The sequence below is a fragment of the Nocardia sp. NPDC001965 genome (genome assembly GCF_053594175.1).
On record NZ_JBSFDZ010000002.1, the window covers coordinates 493287 to 506510 of the forward strand.

The 13224-nt window shown below is 64.9% G+C and carries 11 protein-coding genes; 7 read left to right on the plus strand and 4 right to left on the minus strand.

Annotation, left to right across the window (positions count from 1 at the left end):
* Positions 1–648 precede the first annotated feature (648 nt).
* On the minus strand, positions 649–1287 hold the full coding sequence (locus ACWCPQ_RS06185; RefSeq protein WP_449895371.1) for a hypothetical protein: 639 nt from the start codon (positions 1285–1287) through the stop codon (positions 649–651).
* A 738-nt stretch (positions 1288–2025) separates the two neighbouring features.
* Between ACWCPQ_RS06185 and ACWCPQ_RS06190 the strand changes: the two genes are divergently transcribed.
* From ACWCPQ_RS06190 to ACWCPQ_RS06215, 6 genes are all read left to right on the plus strand, one after another.
* Positions 2026–2370, plus strand: a complete 345-nt coding sequence (locus ACWCPQ_RS06190) for a hypothetical protein (protein WP_449895373.1) — start codon at positions 2026–2028, stop codon at positions 2368–2370.
* 136 nt (positions 2371–2506) lie between these two features.
* Positions 2507–2827, plus strand: a complete 321-nt coding sequence (locus ACWCPQ_RS06195; protein WP_449895374.1) for a hypothetical protein — start codon at positions 2507–2509, stop codon at positions 2825–2827.
* A gap of 84 nt (positions 2828–2911) precedes the next feature.
* Positions 2912–5374 (plus strand): hypothetical protein, encoded by a 2463-nt coding sequence (locus tag ACWCPQ_RS06200; RefSeq protein ID WP_449895376.1) that lies wholly within the window; start codon positions 2912–2914, stop codon positions 5372–5374.
* Between the two features lie 237 nt (positions 5375–5611).
* Positions 5612–6217, plus strand: a complete 606-nt coding sequence (locus tag ACWCPQ_RS06205; protein WP_449895377.1) for a TetR/AcrR family transcriptional regulator — start codon at positions 5612–5614, stop codon at positions 6215–6217.
* A gap of 76 nt (positions 6218–6293) precedes the next feature.
* On the plus strand, positions 6294–7187 hold the full coding sequence (locus ACWCPQ_RS06210) for an alpha/beta hydrolase (RefSeq protein ID WP_449895379.1): 894 nt from the start codon (positions 6294–6296) through the stop codon (positions 7185–7187).
* Positions 7188–7960: 773 nt separating this feature from the next.
* Entirely contained in the window at positions 7961–8755 is a 795-nt protein-coding gene (locus ACWCPQ_RS06215; RefSeq protein ID WP_449895381.1) for an alpha/beta fold hydrolase, read from the plus strand.
* Here ACWCPQ_RS06215 and ACWCPQ_RS06220 read toward each other — a convergent pair.
* On the minus strand, positions 8724–9251 hold the full coding sequence (locus ACWCPQ_RS06220; protein ID WP_449895383.1) for a helix-turn-helix domain-containing protein: 528 nt from the start codon (positions 9249–9251) through the stop codon (positions 8724–8726). The genes ACWCPQ_RS06215 and ACWCPQ_RS06220 overlap by 32 nt on opposite strands.
* A gap of 35 nt (positions 9252–9286) precedes the next feature.
* On the opposite strand from ACWCPQ_RS06220, the gene ACWCPQ_RS06225 reads away from it, so the two are divergent.
* Positions 9287–10189: an alpha/beta fold hydrolase gene (locus tag ACWCPQ_RS06225; protein ID WP_449895384.1), complete on the plus strand. Its 903-nt coding sequence runs from the start codon at positions 9287–9289 to the stop codon at positions 10187–10189.
* A 580-nt stretch (positions 10190–10769) separates the two neighbouring features.
* Here the strand turns inward: ACWCPQ_RS06225 and ACWCPQ_RS06230 are convergent.
* A complete protein-coding gene (locus ACWCPQ_RS06230; RefSeq protein ID WP_449895386.1) occupies positions 10770–11594 on the minus strand; it encodes an acyl carrier protein in 825 nt (274 codons plus the stop codon).
* A gap of 209 nt (positions 11595–11803) precedes the next feature.
* Positions 11804–13084, minus strand: coding sequence for a cytochrome P450 (locus tag ACWCPQ_RS06235; RefSeq protein WP_449895388.1), 1281 nt, complete (start codon positions 13082–13084; stop codon positions 11804–11806).
* Between the last annotated feature and the right edge of the window lie 140 nt (positions 13085–13224).

A 13224-nucleotide genomic window follows, 5' to 3' on the forward strand; every position in this document is an offset into this window, starting at 1 on the left:
TGCCGACTCGGCGCCCGGTATGCCGAATCAACGAACTCCGATCCGGTCGGCCCGCCGAAGCTCCGCGGGCCTCATCTTCCGATAGCCACGTTCGCTCTATCGTGCACTGTCAATGATCTGAGATTGCGCTCCCGAATTGTGAACTGGACCGATACCGTACGGCGGCACGATGTCTCGCTATAGGTGATCACGCCGTCCGGTGGGACCGATACACCGATTCTCAGGGCTCTCGAAGAAAGAGAGAAGAGCCGTGCCACATCACCTTGTCCGAAGGACATCTCGGTCTGCGGTGTCATGACCAATATTCCAGCGGGTCCGGTACTGCCTCGCGGGACTCGTAGCGATATCGTCGAAAACAGCTCACTGTCCGAGCAGGATTCGAATTCGAGCAGGTACGGGTTCGAGCCGGCGATCTCACGCAGGTCGACCGAGCAGGCACCCGCCACGAGTTCCGGCGTGAATCGCCCGGGGATCGTGTCGACCGCAGCGACGACCGCACGCATTGCGCACAGTTGTGGCGAGGCGGTCACAACGGTACCTGCTGGCCGGAACCCGCCTGAGGGTGAAGAGCCCGCATGCTCGTCGACACGGCGCGGGCCGAATCACGGGCGTGGCTGTCGATCGTATCTTCGGCTATGAGAAATAGACTCATGTCCCGATTCCCGCCTGTCTCGGATAGGTCTGATAATGGTCCAGGAAAGGGTCGCCCTCGCTCGGTGATGTCGGGATCCGGTGGTCCGCATCCCACACCCTCGCGTACGCAGCGAGACAAGTCTCTTCGTAGTTTCGCTTCGTAGTGCTCATGGTCTCGTCGCGGAACACGGCCGCTATTTCGTCTTTTGCTTCGTCTCTCGACAGGTAACCCCGTCGATAGCTGTCGTAGATCGCCTCGTATGTCGCGTCTCGCTCCGACGGCGGGACCCGCTGGGTTCGGTAGCCGACGGCCTGGAGGTCCCGGACGGCCTCGATCTCTACGAGTGTGGCCTCGCCCTCCCGTCGCAGGTCTTCGTGAACACTCCTCCTCACCCATTCCTCACGTGACTCCCCGTCCCGGTACGGCAACACCAGGCCCGCATCGGGATCATCGGCATGCCCGACCTCATGAGCCAAGCAGAACAGTGCTTCCCCGGCATCGCTCTCCAAGTCACGATCGATGACGATCTCCCTCGACACGGAGTCCGTGAAGCTGCCTCCCCCGCGTTCGCCGTACCGGATGGACCAGCCCTGACGCATCACCTGAAATGTTCTCTCCGTCAGCCTCCCGGCCATGCCGAGCAGCAAGTCCACCTGGTGACCCAATCCGGTTCGTATCGGCGGCTCGCCGGCGGCGATCGCGGCGTAAACGTCGACAGGCTCGTCCGATGTGTCCGCATCGGAGCTCCGATCGGGTGCTGCCCGCCTGTCGAACGCAAGGCCGACGTGGCCGTCGGTGTACGCGATCCGCCCCGCGGCTTCGGCCGTATGCTGCCCACCCGCCCGACAGGAACGCGAGGCACTGGTCGAGCCGTCCCGGATCGACCTGGTCAAGCCCCAAGTGAGTTCCCTGAACAGGGCGGGTAGTCGGGCGCTCAACAGAACACCGGGTCGAGCGGCATCGAAGCCTCCTCTGGTGAAGGGGCACCCGGGAGAGTTCCCGGCGCGGAAACGGCACAGTGCAACTCCGCCGGCGTGCAACGCTCTCAGGTCACCAGATATCGCCCCGGCGATCACGTACCCGATCGGTCATTGATCCGGTGCATCGTGAGGGTCGATTCGAAGTTTGCAGCGGCGCTGTCTCGCCGGCTCCCGGACGGTGACAGCCGAACCTCGATCGAATGCCGATCAGTGCGTTTTTGTTCATTGATTCGCCACAGATCGCCGGGAATCGTTGGCGGCAGGCAGATTCCGTACTGAGAACGCGGCCGGGACGCCTCTCCCCACGGAAAACGAGTAGTCCGCCGCCGGTGCAGCCTCTGTTTCTCCGGCGAGCAGGTGGACGAGAACATACGCGGCCGACGAACAGCAGAACCCGATCGAGGTGGAACGATGCATCCCGAAACCACGGCGGCCCTGGAGTCCGCACGCACCTTCATATACGCGGTAGACGAGTTGGAGGAGGAGGTGGACCGGATCCGCGCGCGGCGCCCATCGGCTACTTCCCGCGTGATCCCCGAAGTCGACGCCATGGGCCGCTTGACCGACCTCTACATCGCTCCGGGCACCCTCGCAGTTTTCAAGGACCCCCGAAGTCTCGTCACCGAGATCATGGGCGCGATCACGGAGAGCACGCTGGACGCCGAGCGCCAGCACCACGCTCTTCTCGACCGGACCAGGTTTCCCGGACCACCGTTCGCCGGGTCGAACCCCGTCCCCGACGGTGGCCGGCCGTGAACGGCCGAATGCCGGAATACCGGGCCTTGTTCTCGGCGGCCGACACAGCCGGATCGACGACTTTCCGCAGTAGACAGGCAAGTTGCCGGGTAGACCGCAACCCGTGACCGCCGATTACATGAGGAGGTGCAGCACCATGGCCGAAATATTCGCCGCTGATACAGGGGGTATGCGCGGGGAAGGGGCCGATGAGCACGCTCGCGTACAGCCGATCCGGGACAGAGGTCGGACGCCCGACGAGTGGATGAACGAATTTCACACCATGTTCGGGTTCGCCGCACACGAGTTCTGGACGCCCACCGAACGTTACATGACCCAGCGTGAAGGGGATCTGAACCTCGTGGCCGACGGACATCAGCAGATGGGTGACGGAATGTTTTCGGGTGCTTCCTATTTCGAGTGCAGCGATGCCGAGGGAAGCTTAGATATCCGGTCGAGCCGGCCGGACGGCACGTGAGTGCGCTGCCGACTCAGGCTACGGGTGCGGGCGTTCGCAGGAAGATATATCCGGACCCCCAGACTATCGAGGTGAAATCCGCCCATGGGCGACAGCAATTCCGGCGAGATCCCCGCGGGCGGCATCAATGCGGGAGAGTGGGTCTACTCGAAGAACCGGCAGTACCGATTCGGAATCGAAAACGGCAGGATTGTCCTGCAGAGCATGGCCGGCGGGGACGGAGTCACGATAAAGGACTTCGATACTCCGGCGGAAAGCTTTCGTTTCAGAGAGGAAGAGGGCGGCAAGGAACACGGTAAGCATGCCAATGAGATCATGGTCACCCCTCCGGGCGGCAAGGAACGTCCATGGGTGAACGAATCACAGCATGTCGGACACGGTAACGGCGAGCAATGGGCCGAGGGCTACGACGAGGGTGGTGACTTCCACCGGGTAGGAGCTTACTTCCTGACCAATGAGGGCAACATCGTCGGTCTTGATTCCAGCGTCGCCGACGATCAGTTCCTCGCCGGATGGGACGGCAGTCACGACCCCGCTGCGGGCCCCGCCGCCCTATGGTACATGTTCACGCCCGAAGAATTGAGCGACCTCCGCCGGGCAGAATCGGCAAAGAAGCTGGAAAGCGTCGGCAGCAACGGAAGAATAGACGCTTTGCGCATTGTATTGCCGCCCGGCGAGTACACCGAAACCTTCAAGGCCTTCGTGCGTGTTTCGGAGAAGCAGATCAAACAACTCGGCTGGCAACTGGGGACCGGGAACTTCTGGCTACCCGATCATTTCAAGGATTACGAGACCGCGAACCAGCATCAGCCGGATCTGCACACTGTGGACAATCAGGCGCTCGACAACAATCTCAGCCCCGCGGTGCTCGAACCACTGATCAAGGGCGAGACAGGGGACGCTGCCGGCGCTCTTTATTCTCGGCTGGTCGCCGCCGAGACCGAATGGGCGAAGAAGGATCCCGAATTCGCCGGCAAGGTAATAGAATTGCAAGGCCTCAATCGCGCAGCGTTCCTCGCGTTGACAACCGCTCTGCTGAATCTGAACGACTCTTTGGCGTTCTCGGCGATGGGGCGACAGATTAAGGGTCCGAAATTCACCTCGGCCGGAAACGACGGAGACACTCTCAGTGTCGACGGGGCACCGTTGTCCAAATTCACCACAGCTTGGAGCGAGGTCTACCCCGGCGGGTCTGAAAATCTCAGGTTGCCGGGCGTGCTCGACGCGCGCGAAGAGAGGCCCATGTACCCGCTGATACAGGGGACTATCGAGAATTGCATGAGAATCGTTCGAGATTATGCGAAAAACGCGGAGATGAACGGCCAGGCGATCAAGCCCCCGGCCCCTCCGACCACCGGATCACCGGCCACCGGGTCACCAGCCACCGGGTCACCAGCCACCGGGTCACCAGCCACCGGGTCACCAGCCACAGGATCACCGGCCACAGGATCACCAGCCACAGGATCACCAGCCACAGGATCACCAGCCACAGGATCACCGGCCACAGGATCACCGGCCACAGGATCACCGGCCACAGGATCACCGGCCACAGGATCACCAGCCACATCCAATGATCCCGCTGCAGCGAGATCCGGCAGCAGCGGAACCGGCGCGCAAGACGGCAGCCGACCTGTAACCGCCGTTGCGGCGCGGAACGAAGACGACGAGGAGTTGTCAGCGATACTCGGAGATTCCGCCGAGCAGGTCGGCGACAAGGCCGCCACGGATGGCGCCGGAGCGCCGGACGAGACACGAGCAGGCAGCCCGCCGGGACAAGGCAGCGCACCCGCGGAGAATTCCGGAGGTGCAACCCAGGCGACAGTGCCCTCAGCGCAGCTGCCAGCCACACCATCGGGCGCCGATGCCATGTCGTCGATGATGCCCGCCATGCTGATGTCCAGTTTGATGGGTCGGACATCGAATCTGCCGGGCGACGAACGATCCGAGCAAGCCGACAGAGACGAACGAGACCGGCGGCCCTCGGGGCCCGATCGTCCACCTTCAGAGGTGACCCCCGAGGCCCCGAGGGCCGCCGAGCCAGTGCATCCCGGTGCCGCCCCGCCCGCCACTACGGAGGTTCCACCTTCAGTCGACATCGCGGGTGGGGCGGTCGATTACAAGCTGCCGGATAATTCGATGGTCAAAGTACCGCAGGGCGTCGCGGAGGCGTTGTCGCGGCAGCAGGGTAATCCGGCTATCGATGCCACCGTCGCTTATGCGGATACCCCCGCTGCGCAGACGGACGAGAAACCCTGGTCGGTGGTGGATCCTTCACAGCTGCGCACCGGTGATGTGGTCTCGTGGGAGAAGCACAGTGCGATTGTCGTCACAAACGGCGACGGACCACACTATGTGGACGGCGGCCGGCTGGTGCCCTTGGGTCCGCACAACCAGGACCACGCACAGTACGGCAGGTTCATCAACTATCTACATCCGACCGGGCTCGACGTCGGCGCTCCGGCCGCACCGACCCCGGTGCCCACTGAACTTCCCGCACCGACTGTCGATCGATCGCGGCCCCCGGTGGTGCAGGCACCGCCCGCGTGATGACCGATCGATGTGTATCCGGGTCCGGGGGTTCTCGCTCGAGGTGATCGCAGGCTTCCACCGAAAGCCCGCGTGCGGAGCACGTAGACGGTGTCACCGGATTCTGCCGACCGGGGCCACCCGATGATCCGACCACGCACCTTTGCGGAACCTCGAGACCATAGCGCCGCCGGCCGGGGCAGGGGCTGCTCCGGCTGTCGCTGCGATACCGGTGACCTGGCTCGGTACGGTGAGCGCATGCCGGATATCTCCGCCGGGTCCCGCACCGGCCGTCCGCGCGACAGTCGAGTGGACGCCGCGCTGCTCGAAGCCGCCGCGCATCTGATCGCCGAACGAGGCTACGGTGCGCTCACCCTGCAGGCCGTCGCCGATGCGGCGGGGACGAGCCGGCCCGCGCTGTACCGGCGGTACAGTTGCCGCGCCGATCTCGTCGTCTCGGTGCTGATCGATCGGTACGGATTGCAGCCCGGCGCCGAGGATCTGGGCGGGATCGAGGCGGAGTTGCTCGCTGTTCAGCAACATCAGCGTGAACTGTTCAACGACCCGGTGCTGCGCCGGGCAGTGCCGGGTCTGCTGGAAGAGCTCGGTCGCACCCCGGAGATCGCACACCGGTTCGAGGAGCAATTCCTGCGACCCCGCCGGCGCTCGACAGCGACGATTCTGGAACGCGCCGCCGCTCGCGGCGAGATAGCGCCCGGAGTCGATCCCGAATGGGTGTGCGACCTCATCACCGGACCGATGCTCATGCGCGCACTGGTACCCGGCCTCGGACCGATCGACGAAGAGTTCGTGCGGTGCACGGTGCAGTCCGCACTCGACGCCGTGGGCCGTCCCCGGCGCTGAGAACTCGAGTATTGACCGCGTATCGCCGCCTGGGTAACTTTCATTACAACGCGGTATGTAATGAAAGGTGCGATCCATGCGGGACGATGTGGAATTCCTCAGTGGCGGAGTCACCCTGCGCGGGTGGCTGTACCGGCCGGAAGGCCGCACCGGCGCCGTGCCGCTGGTGGTGATGACCCACGGGTTCGCCGGCATCAAGGAGTGGGTCGCGCCGTTCGCCGAGGTCTTCAGCGCGGCCGGACTCGCCTGCCTGGTCTACGACCATCCCGGATTCGGCACCTCCGACGGCGAACCGCGCTTCGAGGTCGACCCCGCGGCACAGATCGAGGGCTATCGCGACGCGGTCACCTACGCACAGACACTCGACGGGATCGACGGCGATCGGATCGGTATCTGGGGCACCAGCTACGCCGGCGCCCATGTCCTGGTCGTCGCGGCCACCGACCGCCGCGTCCGGGCCGTGGTCTCGCAGGTCCCGCTGACCGACGGCTGGGCGACCTTCGGGCGCCTCGTACCGTCGATCATGCTTCCGGCCGTACATCAGGCCATCGCCGCGGATCGGCTCGCCCGCGCCGCGGGTGAACCGCACCAGACGATCAAAGCGGCCTCCGACGACCCCACCGAACTCGTCGCGATGCCGGGTACCGAGGTCTACGAATGGCTGATGGCCAACGGCCCGCAGGTACCGACCTGGCGCAACGAGGTCACCCTGTCCAGCGTGGACAAGTTCCAGAGTTACGCACCGGAAGCTTTCCTGCTCCGCGTCTCCCCTACCCCGCTCCTGATGGTGATCGCCGCGGGAGACACCCTCACGCCCAGCGATATCGCACTGCGGAGCTATGCCGATGCGCTGGAGCCCAAACAGCTCGAACTGGTACCCGGCGGTCACTTCGCGGTCTACGGTGACGGATTCGACCAGGCATCGGCAGCCGCCCGCGACTTCTTGCTGACGACGCTCGCCGGGCAGTAAGGAACCCCCGCGACCGAATCGCGGCACCTCCTCGACCCCGCGCGATCGCCGCGGTGGGGTCGGCGATCTGCAGCAAGGGAAGGACATATCGGCCGCAAGCCGCACGGTCGAGATGAGGTAGTCGAACGGATCGCCACGCTCGTCGAAGGCGGCCGGACAGACCGGGGCGGCGCTTTGCCGATCACCGGAGATCCCGGCCAGGGCAAGACCGCCCCCTGGACAGCGCGGCAACTCTGGTGGACCAGAGTTGGATTGTGTTGCGCTGTAGCGGAACGAGCGAGAAGCCACTGCAGCGACGACTGGGACAACTGCCTCGACCCCAAGTTTCCGACGTTCACCGGCGCCACCGACCTATTCGCGCCTGCGCATGTCCAGGGTGTTGAGGCTCATCCGGGAGATGGTCACGCTGAGCAGACGGGCTGAACCATGTTGTCGAGCTGGTGATTTCATGTCCGCGTGATTGATGGATTTGGAGGGTTCACCGAGGCATTCACCCACGCCTCCGGAAACCCCGCCCGGGTCGCCGATCTCGGGTTGTCGGTCGCGGCGGTGCTGTGTTCGCATGCGATGAACGTCGGGTTCGGGCCGGTGACCAGTCCCAGGGTGGAGGCAAGACCGTGCCGCCGTCGCTTTGTCGGATCCGGACGCTCGCTGACGCGGGCGCAACGGCAACCCGGGCATCCGGACCCTGCCGGGCGCCTATATGGCCTCTCGCGCAGTTTCCGGCCCCGACCTGTCCGCGCCGGAGGTCGTCGGGTCGCCCCGGTATCCCGGTGCTCTATGTCAACAGCCATGTCGCCAGCCAGCGGAATTGGCGGCGCGTGATCGCCGAACTCGGGCCGGGATGGCGCCACATCACCTACAACATGCGCGCCCGCGGCAAGTCCAAGACCTCGGCGGACTACTCGTTCGCGACCAACGTCGCCGATATCGACGCGGTCCTCGCCGCCCGCGGCGTGGGCCGGGCGCTGATCGTGGGCTGGTCCTCCGGGGCTTTCGTCGCCGCGCACTGGACCAGCAGCAACCCCGACCGGGCCGTGGGTGCGGTTCTGGTCGAAGGGGCGCAACCACACAACTGGATCGATGAGATCGATATCGAAGGCATGCGCAAACTGTGGCGGCGCTCGAGCTGGGTCATGCCGCTGCTACGCCCGCTCGGGATGGCTCCACGGATGACCGCCGAGCAGATGGCCGAAAGCAACATCGAGGTCGGCGAGATCGCCCGTGAGCGTGAACTGGGGCCGATCATGGACCGCATCACCGTCGCGACCCGCTACGTCAACGTTTCCGGATCGTCGCTCGGCAGCAAAGGCGACGAACAGGAACGCATCCGCGCGAGCCTGTCCAAGGTCGTCGAACGCAACCCGAACATCGAGATCCACGCGAAGGTGGCAAGCAATCACGGCAGCATTCTGCGCAAGGACTTCCGTGCCGTCGCCGAGGCGATTCACGTGGTCGCCGACCTCGACCGTCCGCAGCGCCGAAAGTACCGATCCGGCGATACGCGACCGGCGGTTCGCCGCCGGTCGCGTCGGCTCATGTCGGTAGGGGAAAGAAGATCGGGCTGATGAGGTACCTACGGCGGTCGTCCTCCGGTGCGTTCGAGGCGACCGACTCGAGCACTTTCTCGAGTCGGGCTATGAGGTGGGCGCGTTCGTCGTCGGTGAGCCATACCGGCATTTGGATGTAGGAGACGTGGTCGCGGTAGGGCTCGGCCCCGGTGGTGTGCAGGTAGTGCTGAAAGCTCGACGCCAGCACACTCATGGCGGCAGCGAACAAGGATTGATGATCGTCGGTGGTCAATGCGGCCATCTCTGCGGGCGGCATCGCCGCGCCACCGGGTGCGAATCGGTAGGTTCGTTCGACTGCTCCGCGGCGACGCTCTTCGTGATGCACGACCAGTATGCCGGCGTCGAGCAGCACGGCGAGCTGGCGATATAGCGTCGGCCGTGAGACGTCGGGTAGCGAATCCAGCAATGAGGCGGCCGTGAACTCGCGGCCGTCCATGACGGTGTTGATGATGCGGATTCGCACAGGGTTGCGAAGGACTTCGACCAGCTCCATAACCCAATAGTCTCATAAAGTGCTACCGTTCTCATATGTCGATACCAATCACTTGGCCGATGGGTGAGCGCGTCGCGATCGGCGTACGGAGTCTGTGGGTCGTGCGCGCCGAGTCCTCCGGCGATCCGGTTCTCTTCCTTCCGGGTGCCGGCAGTTTCGGACTGGACTATTACCGGGTGTATGACCTGATCAAGGGGCACTGCACTCCGATCCTGTACGACCGGGCGGGCACCGGATGGAGCGAGGACGTAGCACTTCCACGCACCCTGGACGAAGTCACCGACGAGATCACCGATCTACTCTCCGTCCTGGGAATCGAGTCGGCCGTGACGTTGGTCGGGCACTCTCTCGGGGGCGCCTACGCCCAACGCTTCGCGCAACGCTTTCCCGAGTGGGTCGCCCGGCTCGTGCTGATCGATCCGCTGCACCAGGACTGGGACGACTTCGCGCCTCCCGAGCTGCAGTTCGGCGCGGCACCGGCCACGGACAACGCACAGATGCCCGAACTTCCGGCCGAAGCGATCGACCAGATACGAACCGCAATGGAAACAGCTTTCAGCGAATTCCCGACCGAGATCGGCAAAGCAGCCCTGGACCTGCACATGAGCCCCGAACGGTTCCCCATCGGATTCCGGGAGGGCCTGAACGCAGCGGACCTGCTCAACGAGCTCCGGCAAGGAGGTCCGCTGCCCGAAGTCCCGACGCAACTCATCAGCGCCACCGGCACAGACGCACAGCAACGCCTTTTCGTGCCCGCGGACCTTCTACGGCAGCAGCTGGAAGGAAGTGAACGACTTTACGACAGCATCGCCGAAAGGCACTCCTGGGTGGAACGCATCACGGTGCCCGACGCATCACACGCGAACCTGCCCATGGTCCGCCCAGATGTCATCGCCGCCGGCCTCGCGCCCGTGACGCCGGACCGCCGGCCGCGCTGACGATCTCATCGAGCGCACATGCCGCGACGACATCGATCGCGGCTGCCCTCGATGTCGCGATCCAGGCGGCCCAGTGCTCGAGTACTCCGGCACACCGGCGGTCGGGGTGGGGTCTGTGACCGATTCAGCGACCAGTCCGACGCCGTGCGGGATCGCTGTCGGCCTGATACCGGCGCAGCCGCTCATCGGACACCCGCGCGTACTTCGCGAGGCTGCGCACCGAGGTATGCCCGGACACCTTCATCGGCACCGGTGTCGACGCGCCCTCCTCCGCGGGCCACCGGCCGACCGCTGAAGCGTCCGAACCCGTCCACACACGCCCCATCACCACCGCAGATAGTTTTCCGAGTCGCCGTAGCGTGGAACGCTCTCAACGCCAGGACGACTCAACGGTTACCGCACATAGTCGCTCGCCCGACCACACCGATACGCCCGAATCCACGTCGAGACGGTTCGCGCTGTCGACGGCCTCCTCCAGGTCGGCGTGGCAGATCCCGCGGGTCGGTGACACCGGTGACCGGTATTTCCTGTTCTGGGCCTGCTTCGAAGTGTTGTGCACCGACCTCGCGTACGCGCCGGGCTACGGACGTGCCGTTCGTTCAGTGGCTATCAGCTTCGCGACCTCTTCGACGCTCAGTCTGTACATCGCGTTGATCGTCCACAGGCTGCCGGGACGCAGGTCGAATGCGATCTCGGCTCGATGGAAGAAGCCGACGAGCCCCAGCGAATCCAGACCGTAGTCGAACAGGGTCAGAGTCGGGTCGATGTCTGCCACCGCGGTACCGACCTCGCTGCTCATCAGCGACAGAAGCCATTGGAGTTCGGTGTCGAAGTCGATTCGGAGCGGCTCGGATCTCTTGTCTTTCGGCGGCGGCGCGGCGTCCCCCAGAGCTTTCCGGGTCGCCGCAGTGAACTCGTCGAGGGAGGCATGGATCTGGGAGTTCAGCCGGGTACCGATATCGCGACTCGGCCGGGGGCCTTGTTCCGATTCGAGACTTTCCAGCGTCGCCCACAGGAAACGCTGGAGCAGAACCACCGCTTCCTCCGCGCGACGTGCCGGTATCAGTACTGCGTCGGGGCCCAGAACGAAAACGGTCGCACAAGAATGCCGCACCTTCTGGACCAGTGGGGCGGTCGTGTCCAGATGCGCCCTGATCGCCGCGGGATCCCGCCCTGGGCTCCGCATCGAACGCAGCACTGCCGCCAACTCGTCCCGAGCGTGTACACCGGCAACAAGGAAGGCACTGTAGACGTCGCAACGCTTTTCGCGTTGCCACTGCTCCTCGGTACCGGCAACCTGTACATCGACCTGCCGTCGATTGGACCAACCGGTGACAACCGCCGCCGCGGACGCGCCGACGGCCGCAACAGTTGTCCCGACTACAGCCACCCACGCCGGATCCATGCCCAGAGTCTAAGTCGGACAATACTGTTCGACAGGCCAATCGGCCGGAGGCTGTCGGCGCGGATCGATCCGCGCGTTCGCGAGGTCGTCTCCGCGCACCTACCAGGGCTCCCCACCGGGAAAGTTTCCGGATCGAAGGAACCTGGCGTCCAACCCCGCACCGGGCACCGGAGCCCCCTGCACGGAAGGCCTCCGGTAGCCGGCCGGGGTCAGGGGGTGGCCAGCCGGACCGTCATGCGTTTGATGCCGTGGATGAGCGCGCTGTGCCCGTACTCGGGTTCGCCGAGTTCGACCGGCGGAACCTTGGTGATCAGCTCCCGGAACAGATGCTTCAATTCCATGCGGGCCAGCCAGGCGCCGAGGCAGTGGTGGGGACCGCCGCCACCGAATCCGGCGTGGTGGTTGGGGTCGCGGGTGATATCGAACGCGTGCGGGTTGTCGAACGCCGACTCGTCGCGGTTGGCGGAACTGTAGAACATCACGACCTTCTCACCTGCCGCGATCGGTGTTCCGGCGATCTCGGTGTCGCGGGTCGCTCGGCGGGCGAAGTGCACCACGACGCTTCCCCAGCGGATGAATTCCTCGATCGCGGTGTTCATCCGCCCATCGAGATCTTCGCGCAGCCAATCGATTCGGTCCGGATGCTCCACCAGCGCCTTGAAGGCATGGGAGGTGGTCTGTTTGGTGGTGTCGTTGCCGGCGGCGGAGATCAGCACCATGAACGCGCCGATGTCCTCATCGCTGAGGCGATGCCCGTCGAATTCGGCGTCGACCATCGCGCTCATGAGGTCATTGCGCGGTTCCGCGCGGCGCCGCCGGGCCAGATCGGTGCCGGCGGAATGGAGGATGCCGATCTGCTTGTAGAGGAACTCGGCGCGATCCTCGAGGCTCGTGTACTCGAGGTCGGTGGTGCCGAACAGGGCTTCGGTCGCGAACGCGACCGCCTCGCGGTCGGTCTCGGGGATGCCGATCATCTGCGAAATGGTCTGCATGGGCAGTTTCCGGGACACCGCCTCGACGAAGTCGAGGGTCTCGCCGGTCCGCAGATCGGCGACGAAATCGTCGACGATCCGGGTCGCGTTGGCGCGGACCTGCTCTTCCACCCGCTGGATCTGGCGCGGGGTGAACGCCGAGCTGATCAATTTCCGGAAGCGGGTGTGCCGGGGCGCGTCCAGGGCGATGAAGAATCTGGTGCGGTACTCGACCTCGGGCGGCGTATACCCCAGGGTCGTGCCGTCTGCCGAGGAGAAGATCTCCGGGTTCCGACTGACCTGCACGACGTCCCGGTACCGGGTGACAGCCCAGAAACCCGGATCGGGATCGGCGAAGATCAGCGAATCCGGCGGGGTATGCCAGGTGAGGCCCTCGACCGCGCGCAACCGGGCGAACGCCGCCTCCCGGCCGTCGAAGTCCTTCTCCCAGAACTGGTAGCTGGAGATATCGACCTCATGATGGGGCCGCGTGGACGCCGCGCTGCCTGTCTGTGTCATGACCGCCTCCGAACCGGGTGTGCTCTCCCCATGGTGGCACCATCGGGGGTCGAGGTCTCGGAGTCGACGTGGACGCCGAACCCTGCCGCCTCCGCACCGATACCGAATCTCCTGGCCACCGTGTCCGCTGACCCTGCCGG

Coding starts and splice junctions, on each gene's coding strand:
- ACWCPQ_RS06190 (WP_449895373.1), top strand. CDS start 2,026: ATGCATCCCGAAACCACGGCGGCCCTGGAGTCCGCACGCACCTTCATA.
- ACWCPQ_RS06195 (WP_449895374.1), top strand. CDS start 2,507: ATGGCCGAAATATTCGCCGCTGATACAGGGGGTATGCGCGGGGAAGGG.
- ACWCPQ_RS06200 (WP_449895376.1), top strand. CDS start 2,912: ATGGGCGACAGCAATTCCGGCGAGATCCCCGCGGGCGGCATCAATGCG.
- ACWCPQ_RS06205 (WP_449895377.1), top strand. CDS start 5,612: ATGCCGGATATCTCCGCCGGGTCCCGCACCGGCCGTCCGCGCGACAGT.
- ACWCPQ_RS06210 (WP_449895379.1), top strand. CDS start 6,294: ATGCGGGACGATGTGGAATTCCTCAGTGGCGGAGTCACCCTGCGCGGG.
- ACWCPQ_RS06220 (WP_449895383.1), bottom strand. CDS start 9,251: ATGGAGCTGGTCGAAGTCCTTCGCAACCCTGTGCGAATCCGCATCATC.
- ACWCPQ_RS06225 (WP_449895384.1), top strand. CDS start 9,287: ATGTCGATACCAATCACTTGGCCGATGGGTGAGCGCGTCGCGATCGGC.
- ACWCPQ_RS06230 (WP_449895386.1), bottom strand. CDS start 11,594: ATGGATCCGGCGTGGGTGGCTGTAGTCGGGACAACTGTTGCGGCCGTC.
- ACWCPQ_RS06235 (WP_449895388.1), bottom strand. CDS start 13,084: ATGACACAGACAGGCAGCGCGGCGTCCACGCGGCCCCATCATGAGGTC.